This window comes from Thermonema rossianum DSM 10300 (assembly GCF_000426825.1).
Lineage (GTDB): Bacteria > Bacteroidota > Bacteroidia > Cytophagales > Thermonemataceae > Thermonema > Thermonema rossianum.
In genome coordinates this window covers 175777-191903 of record NZ_AUGC01000006.1, presented here as the reverse complement: position 1 = coordinate 191903, position 16127 = coordinate 175777, and the positions used below count along the sequence as shown (strand labels likewise).

15 protein-coding genes and 1 tRNA gene are annotated in these 16127 nt (G+C 50.2%); all 16 read right to left on the bottom strand.

Annotated features, from left to right (window positions below; all coding sequences use genetic code 11):
- Positions 1-61 precede the first annotated feature (61 nt).
- Positions 62-889 (bottom strand): hypothetical protein, encoded by an 828-nt coding sequence (locus K384_RS05520; RefSeq protein WP_038030206.1) that lies wholly within the window; start codon positions 887-889, stop codon positions 62-64.
- Positions 890-967: 78 nt separating this feature from the next.
- On the bottom strand, positions 968-2077 hold the full coding sequence (locus tag K384_RS05515; protein WP_038030204.1) for an alkane 1-monooxygenase: 1110 nt from the start codon (positions 2075-2077) through the stop codon (positions 968-970).
- Between the two features lie 189 nt (positions 2078-2266).
- Positions 2267-3403 (bottom strand): DUF4837 family protein, encoded by a 1137-nt coding sequence (locus tag K384_RS05510; RefSeq protein ID WP_038030202.1) that lies wholly within the window; start codon positions 3401-3403, stop codon positions 2267-2269.
- Positions 3404-3526: 123 nt separating this feature from the next.
- Positions 3527-4894 (bottom strand): lytic transglycosylase domain-containing protein, encoded by a 1368-nt coding sequence (locus K384_RS05505; RefSeq protein ID WP_051633151.1) that lies wholly within the window; start codon positions 4892-4894, stop codon positions 3527-3529.
- A gap of 94 nt (positions 4895-4988) precedes the next feature.
- Positions 4989-6413: an Asp-tRNA(Asn)/Glu-tRNA(Gln) amidotransferase subunit GatA gene (gene gatA / locus K384_RS05500; protein WP_038030200.1), complete on the bottom strand. Its 1425-nt coding sequence runs from the start codon at positions 6411-6413 to the stop codon at positions 4989-4991.
- Positions 6414-6432: 19 nt separating this feature from the next.
- Positions 6433-6645, bottom strand: coding sequence for a Sec-independent protein translocase subunit TatA/TatB (locus tag K384_RS05495; protein WP_038030198.1), 213 nt, complete (start codon positions 6643-6645; stop codon positions 6433-6435).
- Positions 6646-6726: 81 nt separating this feature from the next.
- Positions 6727-7353 carry a dephospho-CoA kinase gene (gene coaE / locus K384_RS05490; protein WP_038030196.1) on the bottom strand — a complete coding sequence of 209 codons (627 nt, stop codon included), beginning with the start codon at positions 7351-7353 and terminating at the stop codon, positions 6727-6729.
- Positions 7350-8303, bottom strand: coding sequence for a hypothetical protein (locus K384_RS05485; protein ID WP_157630070.1), 954 nt, complete (start codon positions 8301-8303; stop codon positions 7350-7352). Before K384_RS05485 ends, coaE begins: the two co-directional genes overlap by 4 nt.
- Positions 8304-8376: 73 nt before the next feature.
- Positions 8377-8452: transfer RNA gene (locus K384_RS05480), tRNA-His, on the bottom strand.
- A gap of 62 nt (positions 8453-8514) precedes the next feature.
- Complete coding sequence (locus K384_RS05475) at positions 8515-9585, bottom strand: branched-chain amino acid aminotransferase (protein ID WP_038030192.1); 1071 nt, start codon at positions 9583-9585, stop codon at positions 8515-8517.
- A 6-nt stretch (positions 9586-9591) separates the two neighbouring features.
- The gene (locus K384_RS05470) at positions 9592-10146 is read right to left on the bottom strand and encodes a cob(I)yrinic acid a,c-diamide adenosyltransferase (RefSeq protein WP_038030287.1); all 555 of its coding nucleotides are present in this window, start codon (positions 10144-10146) and stop codon (positions 9592-9594) included.
- Between the two features lie 101 nt (positions 10147-10247).
- Positions 10248-11285, bottom strand: coding sequence for a low-specificity L-threonine aldolase (gene ltaE, locus K384_RS05465; protein ID WP_038030285.1), 1038 nt, complete (start codon positions 11283-11285; stop codon positions 10248-10250).
- Entirely contained in the window at positions 11285-11998 is a 714-nt protein-coding gene (locus K384_RS05460) for an ABC transporter ATP-binding protein (RefSeq protein ID WP_038030190.1), read from the bottom strand. Before K384_RS05460 ends, ltaE begins: the two co-directional genes overlap by 1 nt.
- A gap of 3 nt (positions 11999-12001) precedes the next feature.
- Positions 12002-14995, bottom strand: a complete 2994-nt coding sequence (locus K384_RS05455; RefSeq protein WP_157630069.1) for a tetratricopeptide repeat protein — start codon at positions 14993-14995, stop codon at positions 12002-12004.
- Between the two features lie 21 nt (positions 14996-15016).
- Positions 15017-15304, bottom strand: coding sequence for an Asp-tRNA(Asn)/Glu-tRNA(Gln) amidotransferase subunit GatC (gene gatC / locus K384_RS05450; protein ID WP_038030186.1), 288 nt, complete (start codon positions 15302-15304; stop codon positions 15017-15019).
- A 22-nt stretch (positions 15305-15326) separates the two neighbouring features.
- Positions 15327-16112, bottom strand: coding sequence for a lysophospholipid acyltransferase family protein (locus tag K384_RS05445; protein WP_051633149.1), 786 nt, complete (start codon positions 16110-16112; stop codon positions 15327-15329).
- Positions 16113-16127 lie beyond the last annotated feature (15 nt).

Here is a 16127-nt window from a genome sequence, read left to right as displayed (position 1 = left end):
CAGCTGCAAATATAAAAGTTTTACTATATGTTTAGGACGGTTTCCTCAAGAGAGGCACGGACTATGGCTGCATTGCTTGTAAAAGCATATCCTTTAAGATGCGAATTTGTTTGATTTTTTCCGGGGGCAGGGCACTTTGTATGTCGTATGTATATTGCCGGTGGGTGTGTATCACCGCTTTGGCTATGGTGTATGCCCGGCGGGCAGTCAGCTGCTCTTTTATCTTTACATCTTCCAATGCCTTTTGTGTGTACAGTGTTTTGTAAATCCGGGCTTTGTCGTGCACACTTAATAACTTGCTGAACGTTTGAGTGTGGGTTTTATGCTGAATGCTAAGGGCTTTTACGTAATAAAGAGTGTCTTGTTGCAAATAAAAGTGCTCTTCGGTGAGCCGGGTGCCTTCCTCGAAATATTGTATGTTCAGCTCTATTTGTAATTGCTTGAGTACATCGGGGTCGTAAAAAAGCCATTCGTTCAGGTTTTCCCAGTGGGTGAGGGTCCACTGTTTGCCATGGCGCGACAGCAAAACAAAGCATTTTTGCCATTCGGCCACAAGATGCTCGTGCTTGTTGTCTTTGCGGGCACAGGATGCACAATAGCGCCGGAGGCGCCCTTGCTCGGCAGGCGTAGGCTCATGAAAAACAGACAGATAGTGCTGCATGAGTATCCACAGGGCGCGATGCGAATAAGCGCCGGCACCTTCATATCGTTGACTCAGCACGCCACGTATAAGCATATCGGCATCCTGAGCCGTTGCGCATAGTTGTTGCAGGCGGGCTACGTCCTGTGCAAGTGCCGCTTTATAAAAACTACTCCAAAAGCGGTACAACTGTTTTTGTTGTGCCCGGCTGCTTGGGGCTGCAAACAGCAACCCCAAGCACAGCATCATGGCATATTTCACGCTTCTTTTTATCTGTTCGTCCGGTAACTACTCTAAGGTAGCCATTGCCGGGCAATCGTGCAAATACTAAGCAGCTGCGGGTGGGGCACCATAAGAGCGTTGCCATTCGTCCAGTTTGGCATCCATGACGCGGAACCACAAAGGGGGAACCAGTGCCAGCAAAATCATGGTAGGGTAGCCGGCAGGCAGTTGGGGGCTTTCGTCAAAGTGGCGTAGTATTTGATAAGGGCGACTTGCGTAGGCATGATGGTCGGAATGACGCTGCAACTGAAACAGAAAGAAGTTGCTTATCATGTGGCTGGCATTCCACGAGTGAATGGGGCGCACGCGCTCATAGCGTCCGTTGGATAATTGACGGCGCTGCAGCCCATAGTGCTCTACATAATTGACAACCTCCAGAAGACTAAAAGCCACTATGCTTTGTGCAAAAAAGAAAGGAATAACTTCCCAGGCAAGGCGGTCAACAAGCAGGCTCACCGTGCCGAAGAGGAAAGCCAAATAGAGCAAAGGAAGAACCATATACCACAGCATGCGGTTGTGTGCGCTCCATACCGGCTTTCCGGCTTTTGTCAACCTTTCTTTTTCTATGTTCCAGGCACTGCGAAAACTGCCGGTGACGGTGCGCCACCAAAAGCGATAAAAAGATTCGCCGCGGCGGGCGGTGGCCGGGTCTCTTGGGGTAGCCACATGCACATGATGGCCGTGGTTGTGCTCAATGAAGAAGTGCATATAACAAACGGTCATCAAAATGAGCTGTGCCATCCATTGGTCGTAGCGGTTGTTTTTATGCCCCAGCTCATGTGCCACGGTGATGCCTATGCCACCGGTGACTACGCCCGTGCTGAGTGTAAAGCCCAGCCATTCATACCAGGGGCGGCCGGGGTCTTGAGCAACAGCCCAACAAGCCCATACCAGCAGTATCACCTGCAGGTATGCCCAACTGTGCGTAATCAGGCGGTAGTATTGTTCGGTGCTTAATATTCGTTCCAGTTCTTTGGGTACGTTGTAGCGATCTTCGCCCACGTAGTAGTCCATGAGGGGGATGCATACAAAGGCAAAAATCAGGGGGTAAAAGTAGCCGATGCCCCCTTGGTAGTAGCCCGCCACTAAGAGGGCTGGCAATATGAAGGCGCTTAGAAAGCCTATCTTTCTTATAATTATTTTGCTTGTTTTCATGGCTTTAGAAATGTTTTCTTCCTTTGCAATAATACAAAAACTAAACTCTTAGTTCAAGTTTTTTGCAAAAAAATTAAACTTGTAGTTTAGTTTTTTAAAAAGGCAGGCCTTTTTTCATAAGCAGGCTTCGAAAAGGGAACAAAAAAAGCCCCTTACAAAAAGGGGCTTTGACAAGTCGATGGCATGAGTTTACCGGGCTGCTATGGGTGTGTTATCGGCACGGTCAAATAATTCCATGGTGTTTAAAATACCTTTCAAACGGCGAAGAACAGGCAGTTTTTCCCGTCCCGGTGCGTAGATGTATGCTTCAATGTAATAGAAGTAGCCCTTGTGCTCGAAGGCATAACCTACAAAGCCGCCCCCGCGCCGCCGGCTTTCAAGCACCCACAAGCCGGCATATTCCCGTACGGGAGTACCGTTTAGGTGGGTATCTCTGACGTGCAGCGGCACACGCGTTTCCGTTTGCACGAAAGAGCCTTCGCGCTTCGGATTATAGCGCAAAAAACGTTCGCCCATGCGGTCGCGATGCTTGATGATAAAAGTCGTATCATACATTTCTTTGCCTTGGTAAGGCAGGCGGCTTATCCATATGTTTTGATACGCATTATCCGATACGGTACCTATCCAAATAAAATCTTTGTCGCGTACTACTTCTTTATAATTGGGTGGCAGCGCAAAGGTGAGCCCAAATTTATTCTTCAGTGTGTTCATCAAGCTGACGGCATGCACCTTGGCTTGTTGAATGCTTTGCGCCATATAGGTAGCCAGATGGTCTTCGAACACAAACAGCAACTGTTCCCGGCTGGCTTCGTCCTGCAAATAGTGTTGCAACGCTTCTGTGTTTTTACCTACGAGAAAAACCAATATCTGTCCGCGGGCATAGCGGTCGTGCTGCAAAAACAAAGAAACTTGCTGTGTGCCGTTTTTAAACTGTTGCAGCTCTTCGGGGGCAAGTAGCTGCAGGATACGACGGTTTGCATAGGTAGAGTCGCTCAGGTTGGCCACAAAAAGCACCTGGCGAAATATTTTGAAATCACTGAAATCGGGCGGTGCAATGAACATATAAGTAAAGAAGGGCTCGGGTTGAGGTAAGCCCGGCACCGGTGATTGAAGACACTCCCGCACCTGCTCGCCAATGCCGGCTTTCCAAGCGGTGGGGTCCATGCTCACCAGTATTTTACCGACGGTGCCACTGGCAGCGGGCTGGTAGGTCTGTGCTCTTCCTTGGGAACTTTGTTGTTTGCCTTGCCAAAAAATAAAAACGACAGCAAGTATTACTAAAAAGAGAATGCTTCCGAGTAAAAGGCGGTATTTGGTTCTGTTCATAACAATTGCTTGTTGGGCTCTTTTACCCAAAGAAACGAAACTTTTACCAAAAAAACATTTTGCCTGCCTTTCATGCCTGCAAAAGGCAAGGGCAGCAGCTGCCGGCTTGCTTTTGCTACCGGCTTAACGCACACGCAGGCGTTGCCCTTTTACTATTTTGTCACCTTGCAAAGAGGGATTGAGTGCGCGCAGTTGGTCTATGCTTATGCCGTGGCGCTGCGCAATGGACCAGAGCGTATCACCCGGGCGCACCGTGTAATAAGGTCCACTGCCGGGGGTAGTGCTTTGTTTGGTCCAAATAATCAGCCGTTGATTCGGGTAAATGGTGTTGCCACGCAGGTGGTTCCACTGCTTGAGGGCACTGACACTTACCCCATATTTTTGGGCTATTATGCCCAAGCTTTCGCCTTTGCGCACCCGGTGGTAAGTCGCTTTCTGATGCCCGCCCGGGGTGTAGGCTACTTTTTGCACCGGGATGCTTGGGGTTTCGGTCAACACAATGTCTTCTTCTTGCAGGTCCAAAATTTCTTCCTTGTGCAGTGCATACCATGCTTTCTTATGCGCGGGGATGCGCAAGGCAAAAGAAGTGCCATAAGGGGGCGTGGCATAGTATTTCAAATGTGGATTCAGGGCTTTCAAGGTGTCCGGCGATATATCTAAGCCTTGTGCCAACTGCTGCAGACTTACCTTCGGCGGTACATGTATGGTATCGCTCTCCAAGAAAGGCTCTACTTCTTGTGGGTAAGGAATGTTGTGTGCCTCATGGTAGCGCATGACATACACCATGGCGATATAAAAAGGAACATAGGCACGGGTTTCACGGGGTAAGTAGGGGTAAATCTCCCAAAAAGAAGTCTTGTCACCGGAACGGCGGATGGCACGGCGGACGTTCCCGGCACCACAGTTATATGCAGCTAAAGCCAAGTGCCAGTCCCCGAACATATGGTAAAGGTCTTTCAAAAAAAGACAAGCCGCTTCTGTTGATTTGTAAGGGTCCATGCGTTCGTCTATGTAGCGGTCGATGCGCAAGCCATATTCCCGTCCGGTAAAGGACATAAACTGCCACAGTCCGACAGCCGATGCCCAAGAGCGGGCACGGGGCAGCAAAGCAGATTCTATAATGGATAAGTATTTCAACTCTTCGGGCAAACCATGCCGGCGCAGTGCCTCTTCAAAGATGGGGAAATAGCGTGGGGTACGCTGCAGAAAACGCACGGTTTGCTGGCGGTTATCGATGAGGTATTTCTTGATGAAACGCAATACCACAGGATGGTAGGTCAAAGGAATCGTTTGTTGGGCGCAGGCCAGCCGTTCTTTTATAAGCTCCTCATGCAATTGCGGGACATAGTCGCGAAACTGAGCATCTACCGAGTCAACCGGCCGGGGCAACGGTATATTGACCCGGTAGGCAGCGCGTTGTTCCTGACTTTGTGCCCATGCACATTGTAGGAACGCAAACAAGCAACCGTAAAGTAGGTATATTTTTTTCATAAATGCAGATACCAAAAAAGTACAGGGTATTTTACCGTAAAAGCAATGGATAAGTTACGGTAAAATACCCTATAATGCAATAAATTCCGGCTTTTTACAATAAAGACCGGCTTATTTTTAATAGTTTCTCTTCTTCAAACCTGTTTGCAATAAACTGAATGCCAATAGGTAAGCCCTTTTCATCTTTTCCGGCAGGGATGGAAATGGCCGGTACGCCCGCAACGTTTGCCTGCACAGTAAACAAGTCTGCCAGATACATTTTTACGGGGTCGTCTTGAAAAGAACCTAAGGGGAAAGCTGTATCGGGTGTAGTGGGGGTAAGCAGGAAGTCGTATTGTTCAAACAGCTTGTCTGTTTGTTCCTTGATGATGCGACGCACCCGTTGCGCTTTGGTGTAGTAAGCATCGTAATAGTCGGCACTTAGAACAAAGGTGCCCAGAATGATGCGTCGTTTTACTTCCCTGCCAAAGCCCTCCGAACGTGTTTTTTTGTAAAGACTTTCCAAGTCGCTGGCTTGGGGGCTGCGGTAGCCATAACGCACGCCGTCGTAGCGGGCAAGGTTTGAGCTGGCTTCGGCAGTGGTGAGTATATAGTAGGTAGGCAGGATATACTGCAGAATGGGAAAGTCGATGATTTCTACCTCATGCCCTTGCTTACGTAATTTTTCTATGCTTTCCTGCATGGTTTGGCGTATAGCCGGTGCTATAGCTTCGTTTTCAATCCCTTCACGCAAGCAAGCTATACGGTATTTGGGGGCGTCTTCGCGCTGCAGATAGGCTGCATAGGCAGGCACCGGGCGTTGAGATACGGTGCTGTCGTGTTCATCGGCACCGGCCACTACTTCGAGGGTCAGGGCTATGTCTTCGGGGCTTTTGCCTATCAAGCCAATGCAATCGAAGGAAGAAGCATAGGCAATCAGGCCCCAGCGGGAAATGCGGGAATAAGTGGGTTTCAAACCGATGACGCCACAGAAAGCAGCCGGCTGGCGCACCGAGCCACCGGTATCCGAACCAATAGAAAGCTGGCACATGTCGGCCTGCACGGCCACAGCCGAAGCACCGGATGAGCCGCCGGGCACGCGTTCCGGGTCGGCAGCATTGCGTGTGGGACCGTACACGGAGTTTTCATTGGAAGAGCCCATGGCAAATTCATCGCAGTTTTGCCGCCCGATAATGATGGCATCTTCTGCAAGCAAGCGTTCCACTACTGTGGCAGAAAACTGCGATACGAAGCCGTCTAATATTTTACTGGCAGCTTGCAGGGGGTGGTCCTGATAACAAATGACATCTTTGATGCCCACCACCAAGCCCGCCAGTTTGCCGGCAGTACCGGCTTTTATTTTCTCATCTACTTCACGGGCTCTTTGCAGCGCTTCGTCGGCATAAACGCTTACAAATACGTTGAGCTGCGAATTCTTTTCTTCTATGTTTTTCAAATAATGCCGGACAAGGGCTTCGCAATTAAGCAAGCCCTCCTCCATGTCGCGGCGTATTTCAGCAAGCGAATGGTAATTTTTCAAAGCGATGTTTTTTTGGGTTTTACTTTCTGTTGTCGTCTTTTACGCTTTCTTCTATGTTTTCTTTTACCTCACGGGTAGCATCTTTAAACTCGCGGATGCCACGTCCCAGCCCACGGGCTAATTCAGGGATGCGCTTTGCACCGAAGAAAATCAACAGGATGAAGAGAATCAGAATCAGTTCCGTACCTCCGATGCTTCCCAAAAAGAGCAATACACTTGCCAAGCTTGCCATAGTTTTAGAGTTTTGGTTTCTATTCCCCTTGAAAACAAGACTTAAGGGGAGTTGGTGCAAAGATACAAAGCTTTTTTTAGTTTACAATTGCCCTTGTTGCTTTCTTATTGCCTTGGTTATCAGTTCATGAAGGCGCACGACTTGTGGCAAGAGGGGGCGGGTGCCGTCGTTTTCTATGACGTAGTGTGCATAGCGCCGTTTTTCCTCTTCGCTCATTTGTTTGGCGATGATGGCTTCTACTTGTGCCCGGTTGCGGTGGGGGTCGCGCTGCAACACACGCCGGATGCGTACTTCTACGGGGGCGGCCACCAGCACCAGCAAATCCACGGTGGCATGGGCTCCGCTTTCTATCATGAGGGCGGCTTCACGCACTACATAGGGGAATTGCTTGTGTGCCAGCAGCCACGCTTGGTAATCCAATGCCACTTGGGGGTGCACCAGTGTATTGAGCTGTTTGACTGCTTGGGCATCGTGAAAAACACGCTCTGCCAAATAGGCACGGTTGAGTGTGCCATCGGTATGATAGGCTTCTTTTCCAAAATGCCGGATGATTTGCTCTATCAGTTCTTGTTTATGTTGCATGAGGTATTTGGCGCGGCTGTCGGCATCGTACACGGGGGCATCGAAGCCTCGCTGTAAGATACGGCAAACCAGGCTTTTGCCACTGCCTATGCCGCCGGTAATACCTACTTGATAAGGGAGCTTCATGGGTGTAACAGCTTTACGTGAGAAGGGCTCACTTTTTTTATTTCAATGTCTTTCAGAGAGGTGCCGACTTGCACCTGTAAGGAATCGGACGGGCTTGCGTCTGCAAAGGAAACCCATGCCCGTATGCTTTCGGGGGTGGATTTGAGCAGGGACAGCGTCTCGGCTTTGCCCCGTACCCGAACTTTTACATAGGGCGGCTGTACACGCCAGTGCCCTTTTTCCGGAAAGTCTTTCAGCTCAACCGGTATATTGAGTGTGTTTTCTTGAAAATATCCGATGCGGAAGTGCATGCGTACCGTTGCCGGTTTCACTTTTATGCCTTTTTGTGAAATCAGCTGCTCGCTGCGATAAGTAATATCGAAATGGTCCCGGATGAAACGATTGTAAACCGGAAGTACAATTGTGTCTGCCAGCAGTTTGATTCTATTGCTTTCGCCTTCTACAATAAGCTGTTGAGGAGCAATGGTTGGGGGCGTGGCCATATAGCAGCTGTCGCAAAGCAGGTTTTCAATCTGTTCTAAGGGCGCTATGAGTGTGATTTTTTTGGTGGCTATGCGACTTGCTTCACGCAGCACTATGTTATCGGGCGATATGATGTTGATATCTACTTGTCCGGGGAATGCCTGTTTTATTTTTGGAAGCAGTTGGTTTTTGGGCAGCACTTCCTCTTGAGCAGAGACGGTGAAGGTGAGGGTGTCTTGTGGGGGGCGCAAAGAGAGGCGCAGGAGTGCCCAGCCGCTCCCTGTTACTTCTACCTGTACAGGGTGCACCTGGCCCGGCAGGCGCACATAGAGTGTGTAAGAGGTGCTGTAAGTTTTATTCAGGGTGATAGAAAACCAAAAAATAGTGGAAAGCAGCATGCATATTGCAAGCACCTTAAGGTCTTGAGAGGTGAGTTGGCGAAAGGGAGCAGTGAACGCAGCCCAAAGCGTAAGAAAAAATTTCTTCATAAGAAGCAGTAAAACAATCTTGTACTGCAACAAAAATAAAAAAAGCTGTGAGTTCTCACAGCTTTTTTGCAGAGGGAGGAAGACGGGATTCGAACCCGCGACCTCCAGAGCCACAATCTGGCGCTCTAACCAACTGAGCTACAACCTCCGTGTAATTGCGATGCAAATATAGACAAACGAAGGATACAACGCAACGGTTTTCGATAAAAATTTATGCTTCCGGTTTCCAAATCCAGCCGTGCGTATCTTCTATGCGCCCATACTTGATGTCGTCGAGGGTTTGCAATACACGGTTGGCAAACACGCGCCCTTCTATGGGGGGCAATTGATAGTCTTTGCCTTCGTAGCCAATGGTGACAATATGGGCAATGGTAGCGGCCGTACCTACACCAAAGGCAGAGTCCAGTGAGCCTTCTTCCAGGTAGCCCACAATTTCTTTTACGGGTACCGGGCGTTCTTCTACCTCATAGCCCCATTCGCGGGCGAGCGTAAGCACGCTGTCGCGGGTGATGCCCGCCAGGATGGAATCGCTCAAAGGCGCCGTGATGATGCGGTTGCCCTTGCGGAACATGATGTTCATGGTGCCGGCTTCTTCGATGTATTCATGTGTTCTGCCGTCGGTCCATATTAACTGATGATAGCCGGCCTGTTGTGCCAAGCGGGCAGGATACAAAGAGGCTGCATAGTTGCCGGCTGTTTTGGCATAGCCGGTGCCGCCGGCCACTGCTCGGGTGTAGTGGGTTTCTATCTTTACTTTTACCGGCTCACTGTAGTATTTGCTTACAGGACAAGTGAAAATGATGAATTTATAGGTATTGGACGGGCGCACACCTATAAACTCGTCGGTAGCAAACATGAATGGGCGAATGTAAAGCGAATAGCCTTCCCGCTGCGGAATCCAATCTTTGTCCAACTTCAGCAGCTCGCGCAGCCCATCCATAAATATTTCTTCGGGGATGGGCGGCATGCACATGCGTTCTGCCGAGCGCAGCATGCGTTTGTAGTTGTCGTAAGGGCGGAAGACCAGAATTTCGCCCTGCTCGTTTTTATAGGCTTTCAAGCCTTCGAATATAGACTGCGCATAATGCAGGGTGGACATGGCAGGGCTAAACGTCAAGGGGGCAAAAGGAACTATCTTGCAAGATTTCCATTCGCCGTCGGCATAATCGGCTACCAACATATGGTCGGAGAAAACATGCCCGAAGTGCAGGTTGTCGAAGTCCACCTCAGGCAGGCGCGATTGGGTAGTAGGTTGTATTTCTATGTTCATTACTTCGTTCATTTTGCATTATGGTTTTGAAGGTTTCCAAGGTGTTTCTTCTATATTGAGCTCTACATGCAATAAACGGCAGAGCGCAAACAAATAGTCTGACAGGCGATTCAAAAAGCGTATGATGCGCTCATCCACTGCCTGTTGTTGGTGCAAAGCTACCACGGCGCGTTCGGCACGCCGGCAAATGCAACGAGCCACATGGGTATGTGAGATGCTGATATGCCCGCCCGGTAAGATGAAATAGCGCATCGGGGGCGTGCGTTCGTTGATGTCGTCGATGAGTTTTTCGAGTGTGGTGATGGCTTCTTCTTCTAACTGCGGCAGTTCCATTTTATTTCGCTCGGGGTCGGCAGCCAGCAATGAACCAATGACAAACAGCTTATGCTGAATGTCAAGAAGTATATCGAAGCGGGTGTGGTGTTCGGGCAGGTCGCGCAATAGCCCTATGTAGGCATTCAGTTCATCTACGTTGCCATAGGCTTCTATGCGCAGGTGAGACTTGGGCAACCTTGTGCCGCCCAGTATGGAAGTTTCACCTTTGTCGCCGGTTTTGGTGTAAATACGCGCCATTGAGTTGGGTGTGTTAAGGTAAGCAGAAGGCATGCACGCCCGGCGTGCACGCTTGCGAATATACAAAAAAAAGCCCAATTAAAATTGGACTTTTCAGGTTTTTATTTGTGCTCTTTTTGGATACTGAAACGTGGAAGCACTTCCGATACACGCTCTATATGAGCATCATGAATGTCGAGGTGGGTCACCATGCGAATGGCCCGCTCGCCAAAAGTCGAAATCAGGATGCCGTGCTCTTGCAGGGCTGCCTGCCATATGCGGGCTGTCAATGGGGCATGCAGTTCGGCAATGACAATGTTGGTTTGTACGGGGTACACTTCCTTTACATCCGGGTGGGCGCGGAGCAGTTCGCCCAATATTTTTGCCCGCCGGTGGTCTTCTTGCAGACGCTCCACATGATGTTGTAAGGCGTAGAGGCCGGCGGCTGCCAACATGCCGGCTTGTCGCCAGCCACCGCCCATTACTTTGCGTATGCGGCGCGCTTTGCGTATGAGTTCCTTGCTGCCCAGCAGCAAAGAGCCCACGGGGCAGCCCAGCCCTTTGGACAAACACACCGAGATGCTGTCGAATAGCTGCCCGAAGTCCTGCGGTTGACTACCTTGCGCTACCATTGCATTGAACAGGCGGGCACCATCCAGGTGCAGTTTTAAGCCGTGCGCCACGCATACTTCTTTTATTTTCCGGATTTCTTCCAGCTCATAATATACGCCGCCCCCTTTGTTGACCGTGTTTTCGAGCGAAACCAAGCGGGTAACGGGGAAATGCACATCATCGGGGTTGATATGAGCCGCAATTTGTCCGGCGGTCAGGCGTCCACGGTCGCCTTCGAGCAGGCGCACCGACACCAGCGAGTTGGAAGCCAAGCCACCCCCTTCGTAAAGGTATATATGAGACAAGCGATCGCATATCACTTCGTCGTTGGGTTGGGTTTGTGCCCGGATAGCTATTTGATTGCTCATGGTGCCCGACGTACAAAAGAGAGCAGCTTCCACGCCAAACAAGCGGGCGGCATAGCTTTCCAGCTCATTTACGGTGGGGTCTTCACCATATACGTCGTCGCCTACGGGTGCATAGAGCATGGCTTCGCGCATGCCTGCCGTAGGGCGTGTGACGGTGTCGCTGCGCAGGTCAACAACCATCATGACAGCTTTACTTTTTGTGTGTTGGGTAAGTCACTTTCGATAAGTCCGTCGCGCAGGCGCACGATGCGCCCGGCATAACCGGCGATATCGTCTTCGTGGGTAACCATAATGATGGTATTGCCCTGTGCGTGAATCTGGTCGAACAGCTCCATGATTTCATAGGAAGTTTTTGAGTCCAGGTTTCCCGTAGGCTCATCGGCAAGTAAAATGCTGGGGTTATTGACCAGGGCACGGGCTATGGCTACGCGCTGGCGCTGCCCGCCGGACAGCTCGTTGGGTTTGTGATGGGCGCGGTCGGCCAGCCCCACATTCTCGAGGGCTTGCATTGCCCGCTCAATGCGTTCAGATTTTTTATAGCCGGCATAAATCAATGGAAGCGCCACGTTGTCGAGGGCAGTCATGCGTGGCAGCAAGTTGAAGGTTTGAAACACAAAGCCTATTTCTTTATTACGGACTTCTGCCAGCTCGTTTTCGTCCATTTGGCTTACATCCTTTTGGTTCAAGAAATAGCGCCCCGAAGTGGGGGTATCCAAACAACCGATGATGTTCATAAGGGTGGACTTGCCCGAGCCGGACGGTCCCATAAAAGCCACATATTCGCCTTTTTGCACCTGTATGTTGATATCTTTGAGTGCTTCCACCTGCTGGGTGCCCATGATGTACACCTTGCGGATGTGCTGCATTTCGATGATGGTGGGCGTGTTGCTCATAACTTATTTTGTTCTTTGCTCAAGAAACGCTTGTTGTTTTTCATAAATTGCCCGGAAGGCTTCGAATTCTTTTGCCGGCATTATGTTTTGCAAGTGCTCCAGCTCTTGCTCGGCATAAGAAAAGGCGCCAATACGCAGTGCCTGCAAAGCGTAGGCTTTTGACAGGGCAACCGATGTTTCGTTTTGACGCAAGCCGTTGATAAGCAGGTTGTAAGCGTCCATTTCTTTGCCTTGTGCATTGAGCAAGTCAACCGCTCTGAGATAGGCAGGTGCATAAAAAGGCAGGGCTTCCACCGAGCGGCGGTACCATTGCAGGGCTTCTTCGGTCTGTTGCCGGGCTTCTGTCAACATGCCCCGGGCATAAAAAAGATAGAGGCGGTCGAAGGGCGCCATTTGGTTGCGGTAGCGTTCAATAAGCCCTTCCAGGCGCTTTGTTTGCCCGCTTTCGGCTGCTTGCCGTATGGTAAGCTGTGCGTAGAGACTATGAAGCCAAGGGGCTTGCAAGGCGGCGGGTGGCTCGGGCAAGAAATTGCCGGCTTCTTGCAGCTTGCCTGCTGTGAGCAAGCGCTCTGCCCAGTGATACTGTGCCCATAGTTTGTATTCAGGGCTGCTAAGCCAATCGAGGTATGGGCGCAGCTGTGCAATGTCCAAGTCGTTCCGGTAATACAAAAAGGCAAATATTTTCCACTCTTCCCAGTCGGTGTCCGGTGCAGTGGCTTGCAGCACTTGGGGCATGGCATTGAGAAAAGTCTGCATAGGCGCCAGCTCCGGCGCTTGCTGTTTGGCAAGCAGGGTCCACCAGGGGAGCGCTTCTTGCTGTTTGCCTTGTGCACTCAGTGCCAGAGCCAAGGTGAGTTGGGCTTTGGCTTGTCCTAACCGGGCGGCATAGCCCACGGTTTCGGCCGCTTTGGGGTAGTTGCCATGTTCGAGGTACCAAGCAGCCAGCAGGGGAGCATGGGTAATGCCGGATTGCGTGGCACCGCGCAATGCCTGAAAGGCTGTGCTGCACCGGTTGGCGCCGTAGTAGAGATAAAGCGCCTTGGCAAGCAGTAACTCATGACCGAACTGCTGCCGCCATTCGCTTTGCAGCAAGCTTTTTTCGATATAAGAGAAGGAAGCAGGCTCATTGGGGCTGTTGAGATGAGCCAAAGTATAGCTTGCCAAATAGATGGCTTCTGGATACGATAGCGTGCTGTCTTCGAACCATTGTTTTTGAAAGGGGATAGAAAGGCTGTCGCCTACGCGCAAAGCTGCCAGGTAGGCATTGGCCAAAGCAGCGGGGTCCTCGGTCTTGCCAAGCAGCTCATGCGGAAGGCTGCCTTTGCCTTGCGGGTGCCGGCTGAGCACGGCAAACAAGTTGGTTGAAAACATATCGTTGGCTAAGCCCAATTGCCGGGCTTTTTCAAGAGACACGATTGCCGAGTCGGCCAGACCAAAGTGGGCATAAGCCAATGCCAGGTTATTGTAAAGACGCTCCGAGCGGGGAAATAACTGAATGCCTTCTTTGATTTTTTCGATGACTTGTATGGGTAGCTGTCGCTCGGCGTATTTGTTGGCTACTTTCAAAAAGCTTTGTTCCAGTGGGTTGTTCTCCATATTGTAAAACAAAGCACTCAGGTAGCCTTCTATATTTTGCTTCATCAACTCAATGGATGCAAGGGCATAATGCACATGTGGATTTTGGCTGTTGTACCGGTTCGACGCACCGTAATAAGTAGCGGCAAAGTCCGCTTCATGGTTGAGCAAATAGCTGTCGCCTATCAAGGCATAATAAGCCGCTTTGATGCGATTGATAGGGGTCAGATAGCCCATATACACCAACATGGTGATGATGAAAAAGGCAATGCCCCGGGCAAGATAGTTGGGGATGACATGCTTGCTTTCGTCTTGATACACCACTTCGAACAACTTGGCATGCCGGCTGCCGCGGTAATTGATAACCACGTACATCCAGGTGGTAAGCCCAAAGACCGAAAAACTCAACAAAACGACTACCTGAAAGGCATTTTGCAGTGCCGCATCGCCTATTTGATAGGCATAAGCCTGCACACCAAAACTGATGATTGCCAAAGTCAGGTACAAAGGCTTGCTAAGCGAGGGGGAGGGGCATATTTTTTGCCAGGCCGGTGATTTGTCGATGAAGAAAAAGCCGGCTACGAGCGCTATCAACAACCACACGTTGGTGTGGATAAGCACCAAGTCGGTAGAAAACCAATGCATGTGTTGAGCAAGCAGCAAGCCTAAATTCAGCAGGTACAGCAGGCTAAGCCATGAAAAGTGCTTGATATTGCTTTGTGAAGAAGAGGCGTCGGAGCGGCCGGTGAGCGCCAAGAGGGCATAAGGTATTTGAGCCGAAAGCAAAAACACAAACATCAGTGCGAGGGCAAGCGGTGCCCAAAAGCTGAAATGAGCAACGAAGGCAAGCGGAAAGGGGTAGGCACTTTTCCATTCTATGAATGCAAGCAAGCCGGCATGCAGGGCAAACAAGAGCCCAAAGCGCTTGGGAAAGCTCCAGATAGCCGGGCGTTTGTGCATCCACCAAAGCAGGGCAGGCATGAGAATACATAAGGCAACTACCGGAATATTGGAAGAAAAAGGCAGCTGCAGCTTTAATACTTGGAAAGAAGCCAAAGCATAGAAAAGCACCGCCACCAAAGAGGCGCCAACCAGCTGCGGGGTTTTCATAGAAACCAAGAGCGCCAGTAGAAAACTCAAGCCCAGTGCCCAGCCCCAAAGGAACCAACGGCTGTGCCGGGGCGATAGCAGCCATTCGCCTGCATTAAAAAGCTTTTCATAAACCGGGAAATCGGCTTCTACAGGCAGCACAAACAAGCCTTCCTGAAGCTGTTCCAAAGGCAGGCTAAGAAAAGCCAGCTGATCTTCTGTTGTGAAGGGCAGTTGCAATTCAAAACCGGAAAGCCACCCGTGCAGTAAAAAAACGACGCAGGTGGCTAAGATAAGTTGTAAAAAAAGAGTCAATAGGGATGGACGCTGCATAGAATATTTTTTGATGTTTGTTTATTCAATAACCTTGGGCACGCGGAAGTAGTTGCTGTCTTTTTTGGGTGCATTGCGCAGGGCGCGCTCATGTGGCAGTGCCGGCGCCGGTTCGTCTTCGCGCAGCACATTCTTTTCTTCCGACATATGAATAAGAGGTGCTACCCCGGTTGTATCTATTTGTTCGAGTTGGTCCACCCATTCAATGATTTTGTTCAGGTCTTGCAACATACTTTGTGCTTCCGACGCGTCGAACTCCAAGCGGGCAAGGTGCGCTATCTTTTGCAAAGTGTCCAAAGATACTTTCATAGAGACAATCGTTTTTTTAAGGTTATTTACGCAAAACTACAGAATTTCTCCCATTCGATGGGGCACAGTATTTTAAATCAGGATAATAAGCTTTCAAGGCTTGATAAATGGCATCATAGGTGCGTTGTTTGATGGTCTCGAGGTCCTCTTCTGTGCACCCCTTGGTTGGAATGGGGGGCAACACAACGGCTTCGAGGCGGTGGTAGCGGGGCAAAAAACGCTGGTCATCGGGCAGCACTTTCCAGTTGAAAGGGAAGGCTATGGGGATAACCGGTATTTGCAAGTCTATAGCCAGCTTGAAGGCACCATCTTTGAAAGGGGCGAGGCGGTCAAGTTCATGTACACGTATGCCCCCTTCCGGAAATATAATGATACTGCGCCCTGCTTGAGCAGCTGCGCGCATTTTCAGTAGTGCCTTATAGGCAGCTGTTTTGCTTTCGCGCTTCACGGGAATGTGTAATTTGGCGAACATGCGCCCGAAAAGTGGCACTTTGGTCAGGCTGTGTTTGCCCACAAAAGCATGCCGTGGCGGGGCTATAAGTCCCATTAAAATAATATCGAGGTAGGAGTTATGGTTGCTGCAAAGCACATATACCGCTTTGGGCGAGGGGCGAAAATGGTAGTGTACCTTAAACGGCAAGCCGCTGCCGCGCAAGAAGCACCACGCCCAAATCTTGTTCAGATAACCTATGGTGGTGTAAGCCCGGCGGTAATAAGCAAGCCAAAAGAAAGGGTACAAGCATAGAAAGGGAATGAGAAAACACAATAAGCACCATATGGAATAAATTCTGCGCAGTAGGATTGTCATAGGGGGTCAGGGGTT

Coding starts and splice junctions, on each gene's coding strand:
- K384_RS05505 (WP_051633151.1), bottom strand. CDS start 4,894: ATGAAAAAAATATACCTACTTTACGGTTGCTTGTTTGCGTTCCTACAA.
- ltaE (WP_038030285.1), bottom strand. CDS start 11,285: ATGGTTGTTGACCTGCGCAGCGACACCGTCACACGCCCTACGGCAGGC.
- K384_RS05475 (WP_038030192.1), bottom strand. CDS start 9,585: ATGAACGAAGTAATGAACATAGAAATACAACCTACTACCCAATCGCGC.
- K384_RS05445 (WP_051633149.1), bottom strand. CDS start 16,112: ATGACAATCCTACTGCGCAGAATTTATTCCATATGGTGCTTATTGTGT.
- coaE (WP_038030196.1), bottom strand. CDS start 7,353: ATGAAGCTCCCTTATCAAGTAGGTATTACCGGCGGCATAGGCAGTGGC.
- K384_RS05460 (WP_038030190.1), bottom strand. CDS start 11,998: ATGAGCAACACGCCCACCATCATCGAAATGCAGCACATCCGCAAGGTG.
- K384_RS05510 (WP_038030202.1), bottom strand. CDS start 3,403: ATGAACAGAACCAAATACCGCCTTTTACTCGGAAGCATTCTCTTTTTA.
- K384_RS05495 (WP_038030198.1), bottom strand. CDS start 6,645: ATGGCAAGCTTGGCAAGTGTATTGCTCTTTTTGGGAAGCATCGGAGGT.
- K384_RS05455 (WP_157630069.1), bottom strand. CDS start 14,995: ATGCAGCGTCCATCCCTATTGACTCTTTTTTTACAACTTATCTTAGCC.
- K384_RS05515 (WP_038030204.1), bottom strand. CDS start 2,077: ATGAAAACAAGCAAAATAATTATAAGAAAGATAGGCTTTCTAAGCGCC.
- K384_RS05485 (WP_157630070.1), bottom strand. CDS start 8,303: ATGAAGAAATTTTTTCTTACGCTTTGGGCTGCGTTCACTGCTCCCTTT.
- K384_RS05470 (WP_038030287.1), bottom strand. CDS start 10,146: ATGGCGCGTATTTACACCAAAACCGGCGACAAAGGTGAAACTTCCATA.
- K384_RS05520 (WP_038030206.1), bottom strand. CDS start 889: ATGATGCTGTGCTTGGGGTTGCTGTTTGCAGCCCCAAGCAGCCGGGCA.
- gatC (WP_038030186.1), bottom strand. CDS start 15,304: ATGAAAGTATCTTTGGACACTTTGCAAAAGATAGCGCACCTTGCCCGC.